The 24,378-nt window shown below is 64.0% G+C and carries 14 protein-coding genes; all 14 read right to left on the minus strand.

Features of this window, described 5'->3' with window-relative positions; translation table 11 throughout:
* Nucleotides 1-4 precede the first annotated feature (4 nt).
* Nucleotides 5-2,044: a glycoside hydrolase family 127 protein gene (locus JAO73_RS18830; RefSeq protein WP_198978810.1), complete on the minus strand. Its 2,040-nt coding sequence runs from the start codon at nucleotides 2,042-2,044 to the stop codon at nucleotides 5-7.
* Between the two features lie 49 nt (nucleotides 2,045-2,093).
* A complete protein-coding gene (locus JAO73_RS18835) occupies nucleotides 2,094-4,175 on the minus strand; it encodes an alpha-L-arabinofuranosidase family protein (RefSeq protein ID WP_198978812.1) in 2,082 nt (693 codons plus the stop codon).
* A gap of 188 nt (nucleotides 4,176-4,363) precedes the next feature.
* Complete coding sequence (gene araA / locus JAO73_RS18840; protein WP_198978815.1) at nucleotides 4,364-5,854, minus strand: L-arabinose isomerase; 1,491 nt, start codon at nucleotides 5,852-5,854, stop codon at nucleotides 4,364-4,366.
* A gap of 143 nt (nucleotides 5,855-5,997) precedes the next feature.
* Nucleotides 5,998-6,699 carry an L-ribulose-5-phosphate 4-epimerase gene (locus tag JAO73_RS18845; RefSeq protein ID WP_198978817.1) on the minus strand — a complete coding sequence of 234 codons (702 nt, stop codon included), beginning with the start codon at nucleotides 6,697-6,699 and terminating at the stop codon, nucleotides 5,998-6,000.
* The gene (locus JAO73_RS18850; RefSeq protein WP_198978820.1) at nucleotides 6,696-8,420 is read right to left on the minus strand and encodes a ribulokinase; all 1,725 of its coding nucleotides are present in this window, start codon (nucleotides 8,418-8,420) and stop codon (nucleotides 6,696-6,698) included. The genes JAO73_RS18845 and JAO73_RS18850 overlap by 4 nt, the downstream gene beginning before the upstream one ends.
* Before the next feature lie 113 nt (nucleotides 8,421-8,533).
* A complete protein-coding gene (locus tag JAO73_RS18855; RefSeq protein WP_198978823.1) occupies nucleotides 8,534-9,733 on the minus strand; it encodes an aldose epimerase family protein in 1,200 nt (399 codons plus the stop codon).
* A gap of 65 nt (nucleotides 9,734-9,798) precedes the next feature.
* On the minus strand, nucleotides 9,799-11,538 hold the full coding sequence (locus JAO73_RS18860) for a family 43 glycosylhydrolase (protein ID WP_198978824.1): 1,740 nt from the start codon (nucleotides 11,536-11,538) through the stop codon (nucleotides 9,799-9,801).
* Between the two features lie 47 nt (nucleotides 11,539-11,585).
* A complete protein-coding gene (locus JAO73_RS18865; RefSeq protein WP_198978825.1) occupies nucleotides 11,586-12,662 on the minus strand; it encodes a glycoside hydrolase family 43 protein in 1,077 nt (358 codons plus the stop codon).
* A gap of 76 nt (nucleotides 12,663-12,738) precedes the next feature.
* The gene (locus JAO73_RS18870) at nucleotides 12,739-14,274 is read right to left on the minus strand and encodes a RagB/SusD family nutrient uptake outer membrane protein (protein ID WP_198978826.1); all 1,536 of its coding nucleotides are present in this window, start codon (nucleotides 14,272-14,274) and stop codon (nucleotides 12,739-12,741) included.
* A gap of 65 nt (nucleotides 14,275-14,339) precedes the next feature.
* Complete coding sequence (locus JAO73_RS18875) at nucleotides 14,340-17,510, minus strand: SusC/RagA family TonB-linked outer membrane protein (protein WP_198978827.1); 3,171 nt, start codon at nucleotides 17,508-17,510, stop codon at nucleotides 14,340-14,342.
* A gap of 432 nt (nucleotides 17,511-17,942) precedes the next feature.
* Nucleotides 17,943-20,177, minus strand: a complete 2,235-nt coding sequence (locus tag JAO73_RS18880; protein ID WP_198978828.1) for a T9SS type A sorting domain-containing protein — start codon at nucleotides 20,175-20,177, stop codon at nucleotides 17,943-17,945.
* A gap of 395 nt (nucleotides 20,178-20,572) precedes the next feature.
* The gene (locus JAO73_RS18885; RefSeq protein ID WP_198978829.1) at nucleotides 20,573-21,439 is read right to left on the minus strand and encodes an aldo/keto reductase; all 867 of its coding nucleotides are present in this window, start codon (nucleotides 21,437-21,439) and stop codon (nucleotides 20,573-20,575) included.
* Nucleotides 21,440-21,649: 210 nt separating this feature from the next.
* A complete protein-coding gene (locus JAO73_RS18890) occupies nucleotides 21,650-22,087 on the minus strand; it encodes a hypothetical protein (RefSeq protein WP_198978830.1) in 438 nt (145 codons plus the stop codon).
* Between the two features lie 73 nt (nucleotides 22,088-22,160).
* Entirely contained in the window at nucleotides 22,161-24,104 is a 1,944-nt protein-coding gene (gene dxs, locus JAO73_RS18895) for a 1-deoxy-D-xylulose-5-phosphate synthase (protein ID WP_198978831.1), read from the minus strand.
* Between the last annotated feature and the right edge of the window lie 274 nt (nucleotides 24,105-24,378).

Here is a 24,378-nt window from a genome sequence, read left to right on the forward strand (position 1 = left end):
CGGCCTATTTCGCGTGCGTGGCCTCCACGGCCCGCCGCGTCACCAAGTCCACGTCGGTCACCTGCTGCGGAAACCAGACGGTCATTTCGCCCTTGCCGCGGTTGGCCCAGGCGTAGTACGGAATGGCCGTCAGGGTCTGGCGTACGGTGCTGATGGTGTTGGTGGCCGGGTCCACTTTCACCACGGGCACAGAAGCAGTGAGCTGGGTGATGCCGTTCAGCACCTCGGGCTTTTCGACGGCGGTGAAGGCGGTGCCGGCCGGCACGATGATGTTGCTGGCCTTGCCCTCGTTGTCGGTCCACTCGGCACAATACACCACCGGGCCGCGCTGCAGGGCCACTTTGCCCACGTTGTCGGGCACGTTGGGGTGGGCCTGCACGGTGCGCACTTCCATGGGCAGGCTCACTTCCACCACGTCGTTCTTTTTCCACTTGCGGCCCAGCACGGCGTAACCGTGTTGAAGGGCGTAGCTCACCGGCTTGCCGTTCACGTTGATGGTCACCTTCGCCGCCGAAGGCGTGGCAAACGTGTACAAATCAGAAGGCATGGCTTCGTTGCGCGCCCAGCCGGGAATGCGCACCAGCAGGTTGAAATCGGACGTTGCAGCCTGCTCGACGGTGAACTTCAGGTCGCCGCTCCAGGGGTAGTTGTTGGTTTGGGTGAGGCGCACGGCCTTGTTGTTCACGGCTAGGTCGGCGCTGCCGCTCACGAACAGGTTCACGTAGAGGTCCCGGCCATTCTGCCCGTACACGTAGCCCGGCAGCGACGGAAACAGCCGCGCCAGGTTGGTGGGGCAGCAGGAGCATTCAAACCAGCCCGCCCGCGCCGGCTCGGTCTGCGGGAAGCTGGCCGAGTTCTTAATCTGCATGGCGTTGGAGTAGAAGAACGACTTGCCGTCGAGGCCCACGCCGGAGAGCAGGCCGTTGAAGAGCACCTTCTCCATGATGTCGGCGTACTTGGCGTCGCCGTGTAGCTGGAACATGCGCTGGTTCCAGTAGATGTCGGCCACCGAGGCGCAGGTTTCGTTGTAGGCCGTGGCGTTCGGCAGCTCGTAGTTCTGCCCAAACCGCTCGCCACCGGGCACTGCGCCGGTGCCGCCGGTCACGTAGAACTTCTTGCTCACCATGTTCTGCCAGATGGTGTCCACGGCCGCCAGCAGCTGCCGGTCGCCGGTGAGGGCGGCCACGTCGGCCATGGCCGAGTACAGGTATTCGGCGCGCACGGCGTGGCCTTCGGCTTCTTTCTGGGCCACCACGGGCTTGTCGTCCTGCCAGTACTGGCCGTTGCGCCACACGTCCGGGCTCTTGGGGTCGTAGCCCTGGTACTGGCCGCGGGCCCCGATGAAAAACCTGGCCGTTTGGAGGTATTCTGGCTTGCCGGTCACGCGGTAGAGCTTCACCAGGCCCATTTCCACGATTTCGTGGCCGGGCGCCACCACCCGCTTGCCCGGCCCGAACACGGAGCACACCAAATCGGCATTTTTTAGGGCAATGTTGAGCAGGGTTTTCTTGCCCGTGGCCTGGTAGTGGGCCACGGCGGCTTCGTAGAGGTGGCCGGCGTTGTAGAGCTCGTGGCTGAGCTCGCGCTCCTTTTCCCAGCGCTGCGCGCCCGCCCAGGGGTGCGGGTGGGCCGGGTCGATGGTGCGGGCCGTGTAGAGGTAGCCGTCGGGCTCCTGGGCCTTGGCCACCTTGTCAATCAGCACGTCCAGGTACGCCGCCAGCTCCTTGTCCGGGTACAGGCTGAGCGAGTACGAGGCCCCTTCCAGCGTCTTGTAAATGTCGGTGTCGTCGAAGGGAAACGTGGTGGCAAACTTGCCCGATTTGGCCGCCGCCATCTCAAAGTTCTTCACCCGATTGGTGGCCTCGCAGCGCTGAAACGACGCCGGAATGGTGATGGTGGTGTTGGTTTTGAGGCGCGGCTGCCAGAAGGCATCGGTCAGCTTCACCTTGGTGAAGGGCACGGCCTGAATGGGGTAGTCGGCGCGCTGCTGGGCCGGGGCTGGCAAGGCGCCCAGCGCCAGGCCCACGGCGAGCAGAAAAGGCATTGGCGAAGTCATGGCAGAGGCGAATGAGGTGGAAAACCCGGGCCGGGGGCTACTTCTTGCCCGGAATGCGCAGCACGGTGAAGGAATTGGGCGCCAGCGTGTAGCTCACCGTCGAGCCCGACACGGCGACTTTCTCTTCTTTCGGCGTCAGCTTGTTGGGCTCCCGAATGGTGTTCTGGGCGTTGAGGTCGTCGCTGGCCATCACCAGGGCGCGGCCGGTGTTGCCCACTTTTTTGGCGCCGGCCAGGTTCACCTTCACGGCGCGGGGCGTGGCGGCGTAGTTCACCAGCTTCACGATGACGTCGCCGGTAGGGGCATCGGCCACGGCGCTGGCGAAAAGGTTGTCGGTCCCGTTTTTGGCATTGCCGGGCAGTTGCACGGTCAGCACGGCGGTGCCTTTGTTTTGGGCAAACAGCGTCTGCACGTAGTAGTTCACCGTGCCGTAGGCGGTCAGGTTGTCGAACCAAATCAGGTTCGGCGTCCACTGCCAGGCGTCTACGTGGGCCAGCATGGGCGCGTAGGAAGCCATGGCCACCACGCCGGCGTTGCGTTCCAGGCCGGTCATGAAGGCCGCTTCCGAGATGGCGCAGTCCCAGTTGTTCTTGTTGTCGGGGCTGGCAATGGCCACGCTCTGGGCGGCGTACTCGCCGGCGAAGATTTTGGGGCCGGTGCGGGGGTAGTTGTCGTAGCGGCCCACGTTCTGGCGAAACCATTCCGGCTTGGCGTAGTAGTGCTCGTCGATGAACTCGGCCTTGAGCTCGCGCAGCTTCAGCGTGGCTTTGTCGAACAAGTCGCCCTCCGGCGCGGGGCCGGCGCTGCTCACAATCTGCATGGCCGGGTACTTGGCCTTCACGGCCTTGGCAAAGGGCTCGTAGCGCTCCAGGTACTGGGGGCCCCACTGCTCGTTGCCGATGCCAATCATCTTCAGGTTGAAGGGCGCGGGGTGGCCCATGGCCGCGCGCTTGGCGCCCCAGGGGCTGCTGGCGGGGCCGTTGGCGAACTCAATCAGGTCGAGGGCGTCCTGGATGAAGGTGTCCAGCGTGGGCTCGTCGCCCTGGCCGGCCGCGTTGGGGCCCTTGGCCGCACTGATGGGCGCGAGCTCGGCCGAGTTGAACTGGCAGGCCATGCCCACGTTCAGGATGGGCAGCGGCTCGGCCCCAATGTCTTCCGACAGCTGGAAATACTCAAAAAAGCCCAGCCCGAACGACTGGTAATAGTCGGGCGTGTAGCGGTGCTTGAACTCCTTGTTCCAGCGGTTTATCATGGGCTTGCGCGAAGCCACGTCGCCGATGGTTTCCTTCCACTGGTAGCGGTTGTCGAGGGTGATGCCCTCCACGATGCAGCCGCCGGGAAAACGCAGGAAGCCCGGTTTCATGTCCTTGAGCAGCTGCACGAGGTCGGGCCGCAGGCCGTTTTCGCGCTTCATCCAGGTGTCTTTCGGGAAAAGCGACACCACGTCGAGGTCCACGGTGCCGGCGCCTTCCAGCGTCAGCTTGAGACGGGCCCGCGCGGCGGTGGCCGACGGCTTCAGCACCACGGAGTACTTCTTCCACTCGGTGGTGAGGCCCGTGATTTGGGCCTGCGCCAGCCCCTGGCCAGAACCCGGCGTTTCAGGACCCGGGCCGTTGCGGCCGGGCTCCTCCAGCGTCACGCTGAGGCCGCTCACGCTGCCGGGGCCCTTGCGGGCGTAAATCGAAAACGTGTACTCGGCCCCCTGCTTCACGCCCATGCCGCGGAAGCCCTCGTTCACGAAGCTCGCATCCGGGCCCGCGGTTTTGGCGCTCAGTCGCAGGAAATGGTTGTTGGCGTTGCTGATGGGCCGGTCCGTCGACACGAGGTAGCTTTCCAGCCCCGCCGCGCCCCGGATGGCGCGCCAGCCGAGGAGGTGGTCGTCGGTTTCGAAGGACTTGTTCTTCACCAATTCGGGGTACAGGCCGCCGTCGGCCGCGAAGTTGATGTCCTCGAAAAACAGGCCGTACATGTTTTTCGAAACCGGCGCGGCCGGCTGGTTCACTTGCACGGTGATGGTGGCCGGGGCCGCGCTTTGGGCACGGGCCGCCGGGCCCGGCAGCAAACCGGCCAGGGCCAGGCCCGCGGCGCCGAGCAGGAAACGGGAACGAGAGTAGGTCATGGTTGGTGGGATTTTTTGTTTCACTGAGCGAAAGCGGAAAGCCAATTGAGCGGCGCAAACGGGCGCGGCGGCCCCAGCCCCTCTCCGGCGAAAGGGGGCACCAGATGTAATCGAATGAGGCCCATCCGTTTCCCCTCTCCTTGCGGAGAAGAGGTCAGGGGCGAGGCGCCACGCCTGCGCGGCAGGAATTAGCGCCCGCCGAAGGCCACTTCGTTGTAGCGGAGCTCGTTTTTGAAGGTGCGCAGCTTGGTGTCGGCGTCGATGAGCACGAACTCGATGCCGGCCATCTCGGCGAAGTCTTCGAGGTATTCGGCGGTCAGGTTCTGGCTGTAGCCGGTGTGGTGGGCGCCGCCGGCCAGTATCCAGGCGGCGGCTCCGGTGGCCAGGTCGGGCTGCACTTTCCAGAGCACGCGGGCCACCGGCAGCTTGGGCAGGTCGGCGGCGGGCAGCACGGCCTCCACCTCGTTCACAATCATGCGGAAGCGGTTGCCGAGGTCCACGATGGTGGCGTTCAGGGCCGGGCCGGCGGGGCAGTTGAACACCAGGCGGGCCGGGTCGGCCTTGCCGCCGATGCCCAGCGGGTGCACTTCCACCTTCACCTTGCCTTCGGCAATGCTGGGGCAGATTTCCAGCATGTGCGAGCCGAGCACCTGCTCGTTGCCGGGCTCGAAATGGTAGGTGTAGTCTTCCATGAAGGAGTTGCCGCCGGGCAGGCCGGCGCCCATCACCTTCATGGCGCGCACCAGGGCCGAGGTTTTCCAGTCGCCCTCGCCGCCGAAGCCGTAGCCCTCGGCCATGAGCCGCTGCGTGGCAATGCCGGGCAGCTGGGCCATGCCGTGCAGGTCCTCAAACGTATCGGTGAAGCCCTTGGCGCCTTTGTCTTGCAAAAACTTGCGCAGGCCAGCCTCGATGCGAGCGGCTTCGCGCAGGCTCTCGCGCTGGGCGCCGCCGGCTTTCAGGTCGTCGGCCAGCTCGTATTCCTGCTCGTAGGTGACCAGCAGCTCGTCAATCTGGCTGTCGCTCACTTCGTTCACCACGGCCACCAAATCGCCGATGCCATAGGTGTTCACCTCGTAGCCGAACTTGATTTCGGCTTCCACCTTGTCGCCTTCGGTCACGGCCACGTAGCGCATGTTGTCGCCGAAGCGGACGAAGCGTGCGCCCTGCCAGTCGGCCCAGGCGCAGGCCACGCGCGCCCACACGCCCAGGCTTTCCTGCACGGCGGCGCTCTGCCAGTGGCCCACCACCACTTTGCGGTTCAGCCGCATGCGCGTCCCGATGAAGCCAAACTCCCGGTCGCCGTGCGCCGATTGGTTGGTGTTCATGAAGTCCATGTCGATGTCGGCCCACGGAATGTCGCGGTTGAACTGCGTGTGCAGGTGGGCCAGCGGCTTTTGCAGGATTTTCAACCCGTTTATCCACATTTTGGCGGGGGAAAACGTGTGCATCCACGCAATCAGGCCCACGCAGTTTTCGGCCTGGTTGGCTTCCTGCATGAGCTTGTAAATCTCCTGCGGCGTTTTCAGAATGGGCTTGTAAACGATGTTGATGGGCAATTTGCTGCCCAGCGCCTCGGCAATCTGCTGCGAGTGGCGGGCCACTTCCTCCAGGGTTTCGGGGCCGTAGAGGTGCTGGGTGCCGGTGATGAACCAGGCTTCGTAGTGGGAAATGTCAATCATGGGGTGGAAGGGGGATGAGGCGGTCAGGCCAAGCGCCGAGAAGCATCTCGCCTGCGCAGGTAATCAATCGATTGTGTTGGCAACGAAGCAGCACACGGGGTGCTTCGCGGCGCTTGGCCGGAGGTTCTGGTTGTGTAAAGGAATTACGACTGTCCGTAGTAGGAATGCACGCCGTGCTTGCGCTCGTAGTGCTTGCGAATGAGGGCGTCCTTGAGGCGCGGCACCTCCGGCCGCAGCGTGCAGCTGAGGTAGGCCATGCGGGCCACTTCTTCGAGCACAGCGCTGTTGTACACGGCTTTATCTACCGTTTTGCCCCAGCTGAAGGGGGCGTGGTTGGCCAGCAGCACCATTTCCACCTCGCTGGGCGAGAGGCCGCGGCGCTGGAACTCGTTGAGGATTTGCCAACCGGTCTGGTGCTCGTAGTCGCCCGCAATCATGGCGTCGTCCATGGGCGGGGCGCAGGGAATGTCGACGGTGAGGTGGTCGGCGTGGGTGGTGCCGAGGATGGGAATGTCGAGCTGGGCCTGGGCCCAGGCCGTGGCGTAGGTGCTGTGCGTGTGCACAATACCGCCGATGTGCTCCCAATGCGAGTAGAGCACGGCGTGGGTTTTGGTGTCCGACGACGGCCGCTTCTCCCCTTCCAGCACATTGTTGGCGAAGTCAAGAATGACGATGTCCTCCGGCTTGAGCAGCTCGTAGGGCACGCCGCTGGGCTTGATGGCAAACACCTGCTTGTCGCGGTCGACCACGCTGGCGTTGCCGAAGGTGAAGAGCACCAGCCCGAGCTTGGGCAGCTGCATGTTGGCGTCGTAGCACGCCTGTTTCAGGTCCTGGTATTGGCTCATGCGGTGGTGATGGCGGGCGTTTCGGTTTCCATAACGGGCTCCTCGGACTGACCTACGGTTGCCGTTTCCACAAACCGGCCGAAGGCCTGGTACTGCGCGTAGCGGGCCTGGTAGTCGGCCACGCGGGCCGGGTTGGGCTCGTAGGTTTCGGCAAAGCCGCTGCCCATGGCCTTCTGGGCCGTCAGCACGTCGGGGTGAATGCCGGCGGCCACGGCCGCGTACATGGCCGCGCCCAGCGCCGGTGCCTGTTCCGACACCGCAATTTTAATGGGTCGGTCGAGCACATCGGCCAGCGTCTGCATCACAAACTGCGACTTCTTGGCCACGCCGCCGATGCCGATGACCTGCTTGATGGCAATGCCTTCCTCTTCAAACCGCTCCACAATCTGCTTCGAACCGTAGCAGATGGCCTCTACCAAGGCCCGGAATACCTGGGGCGCGCTGGTGCCCATGGTCAGGTTCATCAAGGCGCCTTTTAGGGCCTGGTTGGCGTCGGGCGTGCGGCGGCCGTTCACCCAGTCCAGGGCCAGCACCTGCGACTCGGCGGGGTCTACGGCGGCGGCGGCTTCGCTGAGCTGCACCAGCAGCGTGTTGCTCATTTCTTCGCGCAGGGCGGCTTGCAGCTCGGGCGTCAGCACCTTGGAGGTGCTCAGCACATGTTGCAGGGGCCACTCCAGCATCTGCCGGAACCAGGCCAGCAGGTCGCCAAAGGCCGACTGCCCGGCTTCGAGCCCCAGCATGCCCGGAATCACGGAGCCATCGACCTGCCCGCAGATGCCGGCCACGAGGTGGTCGCCCACTTCGCTGGTCGGCGCCACCACGATGTCGCAGGTGCTGGTTCCCATCACCTTCACCATCGAATAGGCTTCGATTTCGCCCGCCACGGCGCCCGCGTGGGCGTCGAAGGAGCCCACCGCCACCACGGTGGCGGGGCTCAGGCCGAGGCGCTGGGCCCACTCTTCGGAGAGATGGCCGGCAACCTCGTCGGCGGTGTAGGTTTCGGTGAATAATCGATTGCGTAAACCGGCCAGCTTAGGTTCTACGTGGGTGAGAAACTCCTCGGCGGGCAGGCCGCCCCAGCTCTCGTGCCACATGGCCTTGTGGCCGGCGGCGCAGCGGCTGCGCTTGAAGCTAGCCAGCTCGCCGCCCGTGAGCAGCAGCGTAATCCAGTCGCAGTGCTCCATCCAGGAGTGGGCGGCGCTGGCCACGGCGGCGTCCTCGCGCACCACGTGGGCAATTTTGGCCCAAAACCATTCCGACGAATAAATGCCGCCCTCAAACTTGGTGTAGTCCTCGCCGCCCCAGGTGCGGGCTTTGTGGTTGATTTCGGCAGCTTCGTCCAGCGCGGTGTGGTCTTTCCAGAGCACGAACTGGGCGTTGGGGTTGTCGGCAAACTCGGGCAGCAAACCCAAGGCCACGCCCTCGGCGTTTACCGGGCCGGGCGTGCTGCCGGTGGTGTCCACGGCCAGGCCTTTAATCTGCTCGGCGGGCACCTGCTGGGCCACGCGGCGCACCACGGCTTCCAGCCCTTCAATGTAGTCGAGCGGGTGCTGGCGGAACTGGTTTTTGGCGGGGTTGCAGTACTGCAGGGTTTTCCAGCGCGTGTAGTGGTGCACGGCCTGGGCTTTTTCGGCCCCGGTGCGGGCGTCCACGAGCACGGCACGCACGGAGTCGGTGCCGTAGTCGACGCCGATGACGTAGGCAGGAAGGGTTTGTTCCACGGGAATGTCAGTTAACAGTTAACAGTGAGCAGTTATCAGTTTTAGGTGAGAGTATTTGGCGCCGACAAATTCATCTATCGACGACTGTTCACCATCAACTGATAACTGGTTTTCTATTTCCGCACCCCGAACTTGTAGGTGCTCACGGTGTGGTAGGTCTCGCCCGGCTTCAAAATCGTGTTGGGGAACTTGGGCTGGTTGGGCGAGTCGGGGAAGTGCTGGGTTTCGAGGCAGAAGCCGGCGTGCTTGCCGTACACGGTGCCGGCTTTGCCCTTCAGGGTGCCGTCGAGGAAGTTGCCGGTGTAGAACTGGATGCCGGGCTCGTCGGTGGTCACCTCCAGGGTGCGGCCGGTGGTGGGCTCGTACACGGTGGCCGCGGCGTGGCTGCCGGTGGCCGTGTTCAGCACCCAGTTGTGGTCGTAGCCGCCGGGCACCTGCGCGATGCGCTCGCCGATGGCGTGGGGCGCGGTGAAGTCGAAGGGCGTGCCTTTCACGGGGCGCAGCTCGCCGGTCGGAATCAGGGTGGCGTCCACCACGGTGTAGCGGTCGGCGGGCAGCGTCACTTCGTGGCCCAGAATGTCCTTGCCGGCGCCGTGGTTCAGGTTGAAGTAGGCGTGGTTGGTGAGGTTAATCGGGGTGGCCTTGTCGGTGGTGGCCGTGTAGTCGATGCGCAGGGCGTTGTCGTTGGTGAGGGTGTACACCACCGTTACGTTGAGGTTGCCGGGATAGCCTTCCTCGCCGTCCTTGCTCACGTAGCTCAATTTCAGGCTCTGGCCGTCGGCCGAGGACGCCGGCTCGGCCTGCCAAATCACCTTGTCAAAGCCTTTCAGGCCGCCGTGCAGGCTGTTCGGCCCGTTGTTTTTGGCGAGGGTGTACTCCTTGCCGTCCAGCGTGAATTTGCCGCCCTTGATGCGGTTGCCGTAGCGGCCAATCAAGGCGCCGAAGTAAGGGCCGGCTTTCTGGTATTCGGGGCTTTGGTAGCCGCTCACGTTGTCGAAGCCGAGGATGACGTCGCCGAGCTTGCCGTCCTTGTCGGGCACCAGCAGGCTGGTCAGGATGCCGCCGTAGTTGGTGATGGTGGCCTTCACGCCGTTGGCGTTGGCGAGGGTGAAAAGCTGGACTTCGGTGCCGTCGGTGGTTTTGCCGAAGGAGGCGGAGGTGGGCATGGCGGTGGTGTTCGTTTGGGCAGAATCGGCCGGGGCCGACGCCGCGGTGGTGGTATGCTCAGCGGAGTTGTTCGACCCGCAGGCGGCCAGCAACAGCAGGCCGGGCAATGTTACGGCCAGCAACCCAGAACGACGAAGTGAAATCATGGAATACGAAGAATGAAATGAAGGCGTGAAACTAAGTGCCCTTGCAAGGTACACCTTACTGTACCCTACTGCACGGTCTGTTTTTGGGTAATGAAGGCCGCCCCGCGCTGCACCCGCACCTGGTAGATGCCGGGCGCCAGGCCGGCGGCCACGGCCAGCTGGCGCTGCTGCGGGCCGTAGCTGCGGCGGTAAACCACTTTTCCCAGCAAGTCGGTTACCGTCACGGTGGTGGCCTCGGCGTTTGGCAGCGGGCCCAGGTCCACGGTGAAGGCGCCGCGCTCGGCCGGCACGGGGTAGAGGCTCACGCCCGCCAGCCGGGCGCCGCCGGCCACGGCGGTAGTGGTGCCCACCGGCGTCACAAACCAGTGCTGGCAGGCGCAGCCGTTGTAGTCGAAAATGCCCAGCTGCGCGCCGGGTGCGGTGGAGGCAAACGGCACTTCCACCACGCGGTTGCTGCTGAGCGCGGCCAGCACCAGGCTGCCGTCGCTGGCCCGGTCGAGGTGGAACTGCTGGCAGTCCTGCCCGGTGTAGGTGCCGAGCTGCAGCAGCGCAAAGTTGGCATCGGAGCAGTTGGCCGTGCCGGCGGCCAGCCCGCCGAGCGCGCTCGTGATTTTGTAGTCGCCGTTGCCCAGCGCCGTGAAATCCCACTGCTGGCAGGTGCCCGCGGCAGGCGTGGCCTGCACGATGGCTTGGCCCGCGGCGCCGGTGCAGCCCTGCGACTGCCACACCAGGCTGCTGGCCGCCGGGCCCGCGGCAATGGTGAAGCGCCCCGCCGCCCCCATGCTGCTGGCCGGTCCCAGCCAGTCGCGGCTCACCACGGGCCAGCCGGCGGCGTTCCAGGTCAGCTGGGCCAGCCCGAGCTTGGGCGCGCCGTTGTCGTAGGAGTCGTAGTAATGGTGCGAGAAGTAAGTGGCGCCGTTTTCCTCAAAAATGCCGGTGTGGCCCGGCCCGCGGTAGCGGCCCGCGCCGCTGAGCAGCAGGGTGCCGCCGTTGGCATTCAGGTCGACCCCGTTCTGGTCCAGAAACGGGCCGGCGGGCGAGGCCGAGCGGCCCACCAAAATGCGGTAGGTGCTGCTGATGCCCTGGCAGCAGGTGCCCCGGTTGATGAACAAGTAGTAGAAGGCGCCGCGCCGCGCCACGTAGGCGGCTTCCACGTCGCCGTTGGCCACGGCATTCTGGGTGGCGCCGGCCAGGGGCTTGCCGGTAGCCGCGTCGAGCTGCACGGCGCGGATGCCGCCGAAGTAGGACCCGTAGGTCATCCACAGGTTGTTGCTGGCGTCGCGGTAAACGGCCGGGTCGATGGCGTTCACGGGGCTGTTGGCATTGGTCGAAATCACCTCGCCTTCGTCCACCCAGTTGTAGCTGGGGCTGGCGGGGTCCAGCGTGACGTTGGTGGCCAGGCCAATGGCCGACACCTTGGAGCCAAACGTGGAGCAGGAATAGTAGAGGTAGTACTTGCCGTTCTGAAACACGCACTCCGGCGCCCAGAAATTACCGGCGAAGCCGGGCACTTTGGTATTTATCCAGCCGGGGTAGGCGTTGTTCACAAACACGGCCCGCGGGCCCGGCGTCCAGTTCACCAAGTCGGTCGAATACAAGCTGTAAATGCCCTGGCCGGTGGCAAACACCCAATATGTATTGCCCTGCTTCACGATGGTAGACGGGTCGTGCACCCCGGTTAGCCCTTGCAGGGCGTGGGCGCGCGGCGCAGCCCCGCACCACAGCAACAAGAGCAGCAGGCGCAGGCAGTGGCGGCGGGCAGGGTTCGCGCCACGGGGCGCGGCAACCGGACTAGTAGAAAGCATTGGCGGTGGGAATTTGAAGGCGTGGAAGGAATTGAAGTCGGTCGGGGCTATTCCCCGCTGGGTTTGGCCAGCGGTTGATTGATGGCCACGGGCACGCCGAAATTGGGCGAGCCGTCGGCGTTCCAGGTAAATTTTTGCATGCGCGGGTTGCGCTTGTCCACGCAGCCCTCGGCGGGGTTGGAGTTGGCGTGGTAGATAATCCAGTCCTCCTGGCCGTCTTTCGACTGGAAGAAGGAATTGTGGCCGGTGGCGTAGGCGCGGTTGGCCGGGTTCTGGGAGAAAACCGGCTGGTTCGATTTCGTCCAGGACGCGGGCAGCATGGGGTCGGCGGTGGCGCTGGCCGTGAGCTGGCCCAGGGCGTACTGGTCGGTGCCGCAGAAGCTGGCCGAGTAAATCAGAAACGTTTTGCCGGCGTGCTTGATGATTTCCGGGCCTTCGTTCACGTAGGGCGGACCCACGTTTTCCCAGGCAAACTCGGGGTGCGAAAGCTCCACCCGGGGCCCGGTGAGGGTCCAGGGGTTGGCCATCTGAGAGATGTAGAGGCGCTGCACGGCGTCGACGCCGTTGTGGCCCGACCAGATGAAGTAGCGGTTGCCGTTCTGTTCCAGCACGGTGCCGTCGATGGCCCAGAAGTCGGCCGCGGCGTTGTAGAGGCGGCCTTTGTCGACCCAGGTGCCGCTGGTGGGGTCGGGGCTGGGATTTTCCAGCACCCAGGTCCGCTGCAGGCCCAGGTTGGTGCCGTTGGGCCCGGCCGAGTAGTAGATGTACCACTTGCCGTCGAGGAAGTACAGCTCCGGCGCCCACAGGTTGCCCGAGGCCGGGCCGGTGGGCGGCGGCGTCCAGGCCACCACGCTGGGGGTGGTGCCCAGGTCCGACATGCGGGCCGTTTTCCAGATGCGCAGGTTGCTGCCCGTGGTGTGCATGTAGTAGTAGAAGCCGTCCTTCTGCACCACCCACGGGTCGGGCCCGGAGGCCATCAGCGGGTTGGTGAAGGTGTTGGCGGCGGTGGGCGGCACCACGGCGGGGGCCGCCGGGGCGGTGCGGCTGCCGTTGCAGCCCGCCAGGGCCAGCAGGCACAGCAGCGGCCAGCGCCGCAGGGTCGAAGCGAAGGGAAAGGTGCGCATGGCGAGGGGCCGTGAAGCAGTGGGCGATACGGCCGCCCCGGGTTGCAGCCCGGGACGGCCCTCTCACCACCACCCCTTAGTAGCCGGGGTTCTGGGTCACGCCCGGGTCGATGTCGATGTCGCGCTGCGGAATGGGCAGCAGCTTCGAAATGCCCAGGCGGAAGTTGGCAAAATCGGGGTCGCGGCCGCGCAGCTCGTCGATGCCGGCCTGGTTGTCCATCAGGCCCCAGCGCAGGATGTCGAACCAGCGGGTGCCTTCGCCGGCCAGCTCCTTGGCCCGCTCGCTGCGGATGAGCAGGCGCAGGGCGCTCTGGGAAAACGAGCCCGTGAGGGGGGCCAGGTTCACCGAGGGGCGCTGGCGCACGCGGTTGATGAGGGGCAGGGCGGCGCTCGTCTGGTTGAGCTCGGTGAGGGCTTCGGCCTGCATCAGCAGCACGTCGGCGTAGCGGATGACGCGGTGGTTGATGCCCGACGAGAAGTTTTCGTCGGTGCGGGTGCGGTCGTTCAGGTACTTGCGCCAGTACTGCTGGTTGGGGTTCCAGCCCCACCCCGAAAAGGTTTTGCCGTAGAACACGCCCGGGTTGCCGGCGTGAATGATGCAGATGTCGCGGCGCGGGTCAATCAGGTGCTTGCGGGTGCTGCCGGGCGCCAGCAGCGTCACCGTCGAGTCGCGGTACTCGTCCAGCAGCCAGCGGCGGGGCTGCACGTCGGCAAACGTGGGGCCGGGAGGGCCGAAGAAGTTGGGCCGGTCGTGGCTTTCCGACGAGGCCGAGTTGTCCTGCCCCTGCCCTACTTCCAGCACCGCCCCCGTAAACTGCACCTCAAACAGCGACTCCTTGTTGTTCTCGTTGGTGTCGGTGAAGTTGTCCAGGTAGTTATCCACCAGGTCGTACTGGTTGGAGCCGATGATGGTGCTGAACAAGGCCGAGGCGTCGGCCCAGCGCTTCTGCTGCATGTACACCTTGGCCAGCAGGGCCTGGGCGGCGCCTTTGGTGGCCCGGCCGCGCTCGGGGTCGGGGTAGGTGGCCGGCAAATCCGGAATGGCCTCCGTCAGGTCCTTGATGATTTGGGCTTCGGTTTCGGCCGCCGTGGCCTGGGGCACGCGGGTGGTCACCGTTGGCTCCACCAAAATCAGCGGCACGCGGCCGAAGAAGTACACCAAATCGAAGTACGACAGGGCGCGCACAAACTTGGCTTCCGCGATGAGGCGCTGCTTCAGCACGCCATCCATTTCAATGGCCGGCACGCGGGTTACCACCTGGTTGGTCCGGAAAATGGTCCGGTAGTAGTCGTTCCAGGCGAAGGACGAGATGAAGAAGTTGTTGTCCGGCGTCACAAACCGCGTGAAGTTGGCCAGCTCCACAAAGGGGCTCTGGCTGTACGACTCGTCGGAGCGGTGCGCCATGAAGTGCCAGCTGCGGTAGTAGCAGGCAAACTGCTGCAGGCCCGAGTAGCAGGCCAGCACGCCCTTGTTGGCGTCGTCGGCGGTTTTCCAGAACGTGGCCGTGGAGGGCGCGTTGGGGTTGGTTTTGTCCAACAGGTCTTTTTCGCAGCCCGTGGCCAGCACCAGGCTGGCGGCGAGCAACAAAGCGGGAATTTTCGGAAATTTCATGGGATGACGTGGTGCGCGCGGCGGCCGGGAAAACCGCGGGTTCTCTACCGGCCCGCGCCGGTGAGTTAGAAATTGACTTGCAGCCCGCCCGTGAAGCTGCGCACGTTGGGATAAGCGCTGTTGTCGACGCCGCGGCTGTAGAAGCCCGTGCCCGTGATTTCCGGGTCGAAGCCAGTGTACTTCGTAAACGTCACCACGTTGCGGCCCGTCACGTACACCCGCACGCTGCCCAGGCTGGGCATGAAGCTCGTGAGGGTTTTGGGGAAGGTATAGCCCAGCTGCACGTTTTTCAGGCGCAAGTAGGCGCCGTCTTCCAGCCAGCGCGTGGTATTGGCCCGGCCATTGAAGGCCGCCGAGGCAATGAGGTCGGGGGTGGCGCCGCCGCCCTGCAGCAGGCGCGGCGTGGTGGTGGAGGGGTTGCTCGGCGACCAGGGCGTCACGTCGGCGTTGTAGTTGTTGGGGCCGCTGTAGCTCTCCAGGGCAATGCGGGCCGAATTGAAAATCTTGTTGCCCGAAACGCCCTGCCAGAACAGCGACAAGTCAAAGCCCTTAAAAGCCGCGTTCAGGTTCAATCCGTATTGCAGGGTCGGAATCGCCTTGCCCGAAAACACGCGGTCGAGGTTGTCAATCTTGCCGTCGTCGTTCACGTCCTTATAGCGCACATCGCCGGCCGTGGCATAGGGCTGGATGATGGTGCCGTTGGAGCTCTTGTAGTTCTGCGCCTCCTCGCGCGACTGAAAAATGCCGTCGAACTGAATCAGGTAGAACTCGCCCAGCGACGAGCCCAGCTCCGAGCGCGTGAAGCCCTCACCGCCCTCAAAAGCTGACCCAACCACGGGCAGGGACGTGATTTTGTTGCTGATGGTGGTGAGCGTGAAATCGGCGCCGTACACGAAGGCCTTGCGGTTTTCGTGGTAGCCCAAGGCCAGCTCAAAGCCCCGGTTTTCAATGTTGCCGGCGTTCTGGTACAGCACGGTTCCGAAGTGCCCCAGGTAAGTAGGCACTTGCACGGGCGCCAGCGCCTTCCGGGTTTCGGCAATGTAGTAGTCGGTCGAGAGCGTCAGGCGGCTGCCGAGCAGGGCCAAGTCTAGGCCTATGTTCTTCGTGAACCGTTCTTCCCACTGAATGTCGGGGCTGGGCAAGGCCAACTGGGTCTGGCCGTTTACGATGGCCTGCCCTGTGCCCAGCACGTAGTTCACGTTCTGGGCGATGTTGGGTGTGGTAAGGTAGTTGCCGCCATACTCGCCGAACAGCGCGTCGTTGCCGTTGCCGCCGTAGCTGACGCGCAGTTTCAGGTTGTTCACCTGCGGCAGCGCGTCCTTAAAGAACGTCTCTTCGCTCAGGCGCCAGCCCAGCGAGGCCGCTCCAAAATTGGCCCAGCGGTTCTGGGGCGCAAATCTCGACGAGCCGTCGCGCCGGAAGCTGCCCGAAATGAGGTAGCGGTTTTTGTAGTCGTAGGTGGCTTGGGTGAAGAACGAGCGTTTGGAATTTTCCGTCGACGTGCCCAGCACGGCGCCCTTTGTGGTACCCGCGCTCAGCTCGAAGTAGTACTGCGGCAGGCTCGAAAAGCCTTGCGAGCCCGCCTGCACGTTGTGCTGCCGGTAGCGCTGCTCCGAGTAGCCGCCCAGCACGTTGATGTGGTTGTCGCCGAAGGCCTTGTTGAAATTGAGGGTGTTTTCGGCCAGCAAAAACACGTCGTAGCCCAGAAACTCATTGAGCGAGGACGTATTGATGCGCGTGTTCTGGCGCAAAATGCCCGACTTCTGGGCGTCGGAGTTGCTGTAGGTGTGCCCGTCGATGGCCGCGTTCAGGCGGTAGGTGAGAAAATCGAAAAGGCTCACGTCCATGCTGAAGTTGCCGGCCAGGCGGTTGTCGGCCTGCTTGCGTCGCAGCAGTTCCTGCGCCCCGATGGGGTTGGTGGCGAAGGTGTTGAGAATGGGCGAGCCGGTGCCGTAGCCGCCTTCGTTGCGGGCGTCGTACACCGGAATGCTCGGCAGCATGGCCAGCACGTCGATGAACGGCGCCCCGTTCAGCAGCGTCACGTCGAGGTGGGTCAGCTGCGCATTTTCCTGGAATTTGAAGCGGCCCCGCGTCAGGCCCGAGTTCAGGCGCAAGCTCAGACGCTGAAAGTCCGGCCCTTTCACAATGCCCTCCTGGTGGAAGTATTCGCCCGAAATCAGGAAGTTGCTGGCAGTTTTGTCGCCCACGCTGCCGCCCGAAAACGACAGGTTGTAGTCTTCCAGCGTGCCCGTCTGGAAAAACTCCTTCTGCCAGTCGGTGTCGATGTTGGGGTTGAAGGCGCCGCCGGGCCCTTTCGCGGCGCCGGCCAGGCCGTTCTGGCCGTTGTTCAGGGGGTTCAGGCCGGCGTTGGCGTAGGCCTGCACGGCGCGGTCGGCCCAGTCACTGGCGTTGGTCAGGTTGTAGCGCTTGTAAATCTGGTCGATGCCGCGGTAGCCGTTGAACGCAATGGATGGCTGACCGGCCTTGCCTTTTTTGGTGGTGATGAGCACCACGCCGTTGGCGCCGCTCGAGCCGTACACGGCCGTCGAGCTGGCGTCCTTCAGCACCGTGAGCGACTCGATGTCATTGGGGTTCAAATCCCGGATGTTGCCCGTCCACAAGCCGTCAATCACATACAGCGGGCCGCTGCCCGCGTTGCCCAGCGTGCCAATGCCCCGGATGGACACCACCGGCGCATCGCCGGGCCCACCCGAGCCCTGCACGGTCACCCCCGGCAGGCGGCCCTGCAGGGCCTGCGTGGCCGTGGCCACGGGCGCTTTGTTGGCCTCTTTCACGTCGAGGCTGCTCACGGCGCTGGTCACGTTCTGGCGGTCCTGGGCCAGATAGCCCACCACCACCACTTCGCTCAGCCCCTGCGTGTCGGTCGCGAGGCGGGCATCCACGGCGGTGCGGCCGCCCACGGCCACTTCCTGGGTTTTGTAGCCCACGAAAGAAAACACCAGCGTGGCCCCGGCGGGTGCCACCAGGCTGTAGCGGCCGTCGGCGTCGGTTTGGGTGCCGGTGCTGGTGCCTTTCACCAGCACGGTCACGCCCGGCAGGCCGGCGCCATTTTCATCCGTGATGCGCCCCGTCACGGGCGTGTCGGCGGCCTGCTGCACGCTGAACGGCCGCGCCGCGGGCGCGGCCATTGCCGGGTGCAGGCCGGGCAGGCTTAGCATGCCCCCTAGCAGGACGGGCACCGCAAAACCGGGAATCTTCGGTACTGACTTTTTCATAAGAACTGTGGTGGGAATTGGTGAGAACAAACACAATCGATTGTGTAATGAGCAGTCAAAAACCGACTGTTTCCGAAAACACAATGCAATGTCCGAGGAAGAAGAGCAGATAAACTCGCGAAGCTTAAACACGGGCAAAAACCGCATTCAATGGCTATAAACAAGTTTTTTTCTTCTGCGACGCCGGCACCACCCCCCGAAAAGGGTGAAGCTGGAGTCGCTTGAAGGTTGGCAATGTTACTGCGATTTCCTGACATTTTCAATTTAACGATTGTTTTTTTCTGGAGCAGTATCCTTTTTTCTTAGTAGTGTCGACTTTTTCTTTTTCTCCCCTTCCGGCGCGAAGTGCGGTACTGGGCCGGCCTTCACCCACAACAAAAAAGACCAGGGCCACCGGGCCCTGGTCTTTCACTTTTTGGCGCTGCTGACGGCCTAGCGGCGGCTCATTCGCAGCACTTGCTGGGCGTTGCCCTGGCGCACGGTGAGGTAGTACACGCCCACGGGCAGGGCCGCGGCCCGCGGCAGGGCAATGCGCTGCGTGCCGGGCTGCGCCGGGGCCGTGCCGGTCAGCACGGTTTGGCCCAGCATGTTCTGCACCGTGAACGTCACGGGGGCTTCCTGGTGGGTGGTCAGCTCCACGGTGGCTTCGCCGCCCTCGTAGGGGTTGGGGAACACCGTGGCCTCAAATACGACTGCGGCCTTGGTGGTTTGCAGGGTTTGCACGGGCGAGTAGCTATGCTCGCCGTTGGTGTCTACCTGGCGCAGGCGGTAGTATACTTGGCCGCTGGCCGAGGCCCGGAAGCTCACGTCCAGGAACTCGTACTCGGTGCGGGCCGCCGACGTGCCGGCGCCCTCGCGCTGGCCCACTTCGGCAAAACGCTGGCCGTCGGTGCTGCGCTCCACGGCGAAGTAGGCGTTGTGCTTCTCCGAAGCCGTTACCCAGCTCAGGCGGGGCGTTTTCTCGGCCCAGGCCGCGGCGAAGCTCACCAGCTCCACCGGCAGCGGCGTCACCGCGATGGTGGCCTGCGCGGTGGTGAAGCAGCCGGCGGCGTTGGCACCCTTCACGGTGTAAGTCGTCGTGACGGACGGGCTCACGGTGATGGTCGGCGTGGTATCGGCCAGGTTGGTGGTCGTGCCACCGGCGGTGGCCGTCCAGGAATACGTGCTGCCACCGGTGGCGGTAATCGTGGTGGGCGTGCCGGGGTCGGCAGTGGTCGATGTGGGCACCACCGACACGGTGGGCTTGGCGTTCACGCTCACGCCCACGTCTTGGCTGTTGGTGCCGCAGGGCGTGGTCGTGATGACACGGTAAATGGTGTTGGCGGCGGGCGTGGGCGCGAAGGTGGCCGACGTCGACAGGATGCTGCCCAGGTCGGTGGTGCGGTACCACTTGTAGGTGGTGTTGGTGATGCCCGAGCTGGCGGTGAGGGTGGCCGCGTCGCCGGCGCACACGGCGGCCGAGCTCGGCGTGACGGCATACGTGGGCGCAGCGGCAATGCTCACCACCACTTGCTGCGTGGCCACGGCGCCGCAGGGCGAAGTAGCCGTGACCGTGTAGGTGGTGGTGCCCGTGGGCGTGGCCGTCACGGTGGCCCCGCTGGTGGAGCTCAGGCCCGTGGCCGGCGACCACGCGTAGGTGGCGCCGGGGTTGTTCGACAGCGCCGTGAGGGCGATGGGGCTGCCCGTGCAAATGGTGGCAGCGGCCGGCGACACGGCCACCGCCGAAACGCCTACGCTCACCGTCACTTCTTTGGTGATGGTGCTGCAGTCGGAAGTGGTGGCCACCACCTGGTAGGTGGTGGTAGCGGCCGGGGCCACCGTGAGGGCGCTGGTGGTGGCCAACACCGCGCCCTGGCCTTTCTCAAACCACTGGTAGGTGGCGCTGGTGCCGCTGTAGGTAGCCGTGAGGGTGGTAGACTGGTTGGCGCACACCACCGGGGCGGCGGGCGCCACCAGCACGTCTTTCACCGGAATGGTGACCTGCTGCGAGCTTACGCCGCAGGAGGTGGTGGCTTCCACCGTGTAGGTGGTGGTAGCGGTGGGGGCCACGGTCAGGGTCGAGCCGTTCTGGTTCGGAATGACCACGCCGTTGGCGCGCCAGGTGTAGGCGCCGCTCAGCAGGCCCGAAGCCGTGAGCGTGACGCTGCTGCCCGAGCACACGCCCGACACGGCGCTGGTGCCCGACGAGGCCAGCGACAGCGTGGGCGTGAGCGTGAGGTAGACGTAGGACACGGTGTTGTTATTGCACGAGTTACCGGGCACGCTGCCCTTGCCCGCGTCCGACTTCAAACGGAAAATGGTGGCCGTGGTAAACGACGTGGCCAGCGCAAGCTCGTTGGGCGTAGCGGTCGAGCTGGTTGGCACGATGGCGCTGGACAAGTTTTCCACCACGTCGTCGGCAGGGTCGTTCACCACGCCCTGGTCAATCACCCGCGACCAGGTCATGAGCGCGCTCGAGGTAGAGCTGCCGCTAAACGAGTACTGGGCGCCGGCCGTGGGGCACACCGCGCCGGTGTAGCCGCTCTGGCCTTTGTTGGTCACGCTGGTGTTTACCAACGTGCCGTTGTCATAGTACCGAATGGCAATCTGGTTCGAGCACTGCGCAAACCCCGGAACAGATGCGAGCAGCAGACCGAAGCCACCCAGCAGGGTAAATAGTTTTTTCATGATAAAGTTTGTTTAAACGGTAGCTGTTTAATGCAATCAACCCGAAGATAACGCAAAATTACAGCCTAGCTTATATAATTGTACTCCATTAGTTTTACAGGCCAATACAAGGCAAATAAAAGAGTATTTAGTATAATTATTTCGCTAAAACGATTTGAATAATCGGTTAAAATATTTGATTATTTTCTGCATTTATTCACATTAACATCCAAAGTATATCAGCATGCAAATCCATGGTTGAACCCATGGTGGCGGCCGCCTCAGGCTGGCGTGCGGCTGGTAGGGCTTGCCCACTGGCGGCCCATTGCTGCGGGGCACCCACCACAAGAAGAAGGCCCCGCAACACACGTTGCGGGGCCTTCTTCTTGTATCCGACAGGAAACTATACCGGGCGTTTAGCGCCCACCGATGGCGTCCAGCGCAGCGAGGTCGTCGGCCGTGAGGCGGATGTCGGCGGTTTTCATGTTCTCTTCGAGGTGCTTCACCTTCGACGTGCCCGGAATGAGCAAGATGTTGGGTGAGTGGTGCAGCAGCCAACTCAAGGCGATTTGCTGGGGCGTGGCGCCGTGCTTGTCGGCCAGCTGGCCCAAGGCGGACAGGGCCTGCTGGTTGCCGCCGGCCAGCGGGTACCACGGAATGAAGGCCATGCCTTCCTCGCGGGTATAGGCAAGCTCGGCCTCCCACTTGCGGTTGTCGACGCTGTACATGTTTTGCACCGACACGACTTTCACGTATTGCTGGGCTTTTTTAATCTGCTCCACCGAGACTTCCGACAGCCCGATGTGCTTGACAAGGCCCTGCTGCTGGGCTTTTTGCAGGAATTCCAGCGTTTGCTCAAACGGCACATTCGGGTCGACGCGGTGCAGCTGGTACAAGTCAATCTGCTCCACGCGCAGGCGCTTGAGGCTGCCGTGCAGGGCTTCTTCGAGGTGCTTGGGGCTGGCGTCGATGGGCCATTCGTTGGGGCCGGTGCGCAGCAGCCCGCCCTTGGTGCCGATGACGAGGCCGGCCGGGTACGGGTGCAGGGCTTCGGCAATCAGCTCTTCCGACACATTGGGCCCGTAGCTGTCGGCCGTGTCGATGAAGTTGACGCCGAGTTCCACGGCGCGCCGCAGCACGCGGATGGACTCGGTGTGGTCGCGCGGCGGGCCCCAGATGCCGTCGCCGGTGATGCGCATGGCGCCGTAGCCCAGGCGGTTCACGGTGAGGTCGCCGCCGAGGGCGAAGGTGGGATGGTAGGTGGAGGTGCTGGTATCAGACATAAGAGTTAAAACATTACAAGTGAGGTGCGGCCGGGCACGCCCCGCGCCACAGGCCTGTAGAAAGACGGTTCGGGGTGGCAAATGTTTTATACCGATAGCAAGGGCACGCTCGGAACAGGCCGTCGCTGGCCGCACATAAACCGAAAGCGCCCCCTGTAACCACAGCTACAGGGGGCGCTTTTGGCTTACCGGCGTTTTTGCGAAGGATTGCTACAGCTGAATCTCAGCAAAAGAGCCCGTCACTTCTCCCACGCCGGTGAACGTGGTGCGGAATTGGCCGCTGACAATCCGGGTTTTTGTGTCATAGGTCGTCGTGCCGGTGGTGTTGGTGCCAGATTCGCCTTCCAAAGTGCTGGTAAGGGCGTTGGTCATGTAAGGAGCCGTGGTCGTGCCTTTCGTGAAGAACAGCGTCAGGGTTTTGCCGCTGGTGAGCTTGCCGGAGAAGCTCAGACGCGGCGCGCCGGTTTGGTAGGAACCGTCGATAACGCGGGCTTCCTTGAGCTCGTAGGGCGGGGCGCCGGCTTCGGAAACCGACACCTTGATGGTAGATTCTGCCGGGCCCGGCGTCGGCGTCGGCGTGTCTTTGCTGCAGCTGGTGGCCAAAATGCCAAGCAGCAACGCCGGGGCGAAAAGGGTGATAATGCGCATAAACGCTGAAGGTATAGGAAAAGGAAGGATGCAACAACGGTCAGGGCAGCCCAATGGCTGGCCCAGCCGCTGTTTAAACCAACGTTTGCAACACTTGATTCCCCACCTTGGCGCTCAGCTCGCGCACGGCGGCGGCGATGCCGGCCGCATCGAAGCCGCATTCTTTGTAAAGCTCGTCCTGGGTGCCGTGCTCCACCACGCGGTCGGGGATGCCGAGGCGGCGCACCGGCAGGTGGAAGCCGTGGTCGGTGAGGAATTCGAGCACGGCCGAGCCGAAGCCGCCGGGCAGGCAGCCGTCTTCCACCGTCACGATGGCGCGGTAGCGGCGGGCGATGTCGCGCAGCATTTCCTCATCCAGCGGCTTGCAGAAGCGCATGTCGTAGTGGCCCGCGTCGAGGCCCTCGGCGGCCAGCGTGTCGGTGGCCTTCACCGCATAATTACCGATGTGGCCGATGCTGAGGATGGCCACGCCGCCTTCTTCGCCCTCACGCACCACGCGGCCCGTGCCAATGGCCACGCGCTGCAGGGGCGTGCGCCACTCGGGCATCACGCCCTCGCCGCGCGGGTAGCGGATGCTGAAGGGACCTGCGTTTTCGGGCAGAGTGGCAGTATACATCAGGTTGCGCAGCTCCTGCTCGTTCATCGGGGCCGATACCACAATGTTGGGGATGCAGCGCATGTAGGCCAGGTCGTAGCAGCCGTGGTGGGTGGGGCCGTCGGCGCCCGCAAAGCCGGCGCGGTCGAGGCAGAACACCACGTGCAGGTTTTGCAGGGCCACGTCGTGCACCACCTGGTCGTAGCCCCGCTGCATGAACGAGGAGTAGATGTTGCAGAACGGCACCAGCCCCTGCGTGGCCAGGCCGGCCGAGAACGTAACGGCATGCTGCTCAGCAATGCCCACGTCGAAGGCGCGGTCGGGCATGGCTTCCATCATGATGTTCAGCGACGAGCCCGAGGGCATGGCCGGCGTCACGCCCATGATTTTGTCGTTGGCCTCGGCCAGTTCCACCAGCGTGTGGCCGAACACGTCCTGGTACTTGGGCGGCTGCGGCTTCTCGGGCGTCTTCTTGTAAATCTCGCCCGTGATTTTGTCGAATAAGCCCGGCGCGTGCCACAGCGTCTGGTCCTTTTCGGCCAGCGCGTAGCCCTTGCCTTTCACCGTCACGCAGTGCAGCAGCTTGGGGCCGGGAATGCTTTTCAGGTCGTTGAGAATGGTGACGAGGTGCTGCACGTCGTGCCCATCCACGGGACCGAAATAGCGGAATTTCAGGGCCTCAAACAGGTTGCTTTGCTTGAGCAGGGTGGCCTTCATAGCCGCCTCCACTTTGCGGGCAATCTGCTGGGGATTAGGACCGAATTTCGAGAGCTTGCCGAGCACATTCCACAGCTCGTCGCGCACCTTGTTGTAGGTGCGGGAGGTAGTGATGTCGGTGAGGTATTCCTTGAGCGCGCCCACGTTGGGGTCGATGCTCATGCAGTTGTCGTTGAGGATAACCAGCAGGTTGGAATTGGCCACGCCGGCGTGGTTCAGGGCCTCGAAGGCCATGCCGGCCGTCATGGCGCCGTCGCCAATCACGGCGATGTGCTGCCGGTCTTTCTCGCCTTTATAATCCGACGCCACGGCCATGCCTAGCGCGGCCCCAATGCTGGTGCTGCTGTGGCCCACGCCGAAAGCGTCGTACTCGCTCTCGCTGCGCTTGGGGAAGCCCGACATGCCGTGGTAGCGGCGGTTGGTCGGGAACCGGTCGCGGCGGCCGGTGAGGATTTTGTGGCCGTAAGCCTGGTGGCCCACGTCCCACACCAGCTGGTCGTAGGGCGTGTTGAAGACGTAGTGCAGGGCCACGCTCAGCTCGACCACGCCCAGCGAGGCGCCGAAGTGCCCGCCGTAGATGCTCACCGAGTCGATGATGAACTCGCGCAGCTCAGTGCTGAGCTGGACTAACTGTTCGGGAGCAAGCTTTTTGAGGTCATCGGGCGAGTCAATCGCCGCTAGCAGCGGGCCGGGTTCAACTATCATCGGGGCAGGCGTGGTGGGATGGTGACGGAGAGTTAACCGCCTGACCCGCTAAAAGATTATGGGGCCGGCACAAAGGTACGACGGCGGACGAAGAGCGGTTGTTGGGAAGCGGCAGAATCGGGGCCTTGGTCGGGGTTTGGGCGTTGATAATCTAGTTTTTGCCGGCCCGGTTGGCTTTCGAGCGGACCTTTGCGTATCGGCAAGCCGATTGGGCCGCTTCGCTGTTACGCTGCCACAAACCCTAAAATAAAGACGCTGGATGCAACCTCCGGCC

This window comes from Hymenobacter miniatus (assembly GCF_016427455.1).
Lineage (GTDB): Bacteria > Bacteroidota > Bacteroidia > Cytophagales > Hymenobacteraceae > Hymenobacter > Hymenobacter armeniacus.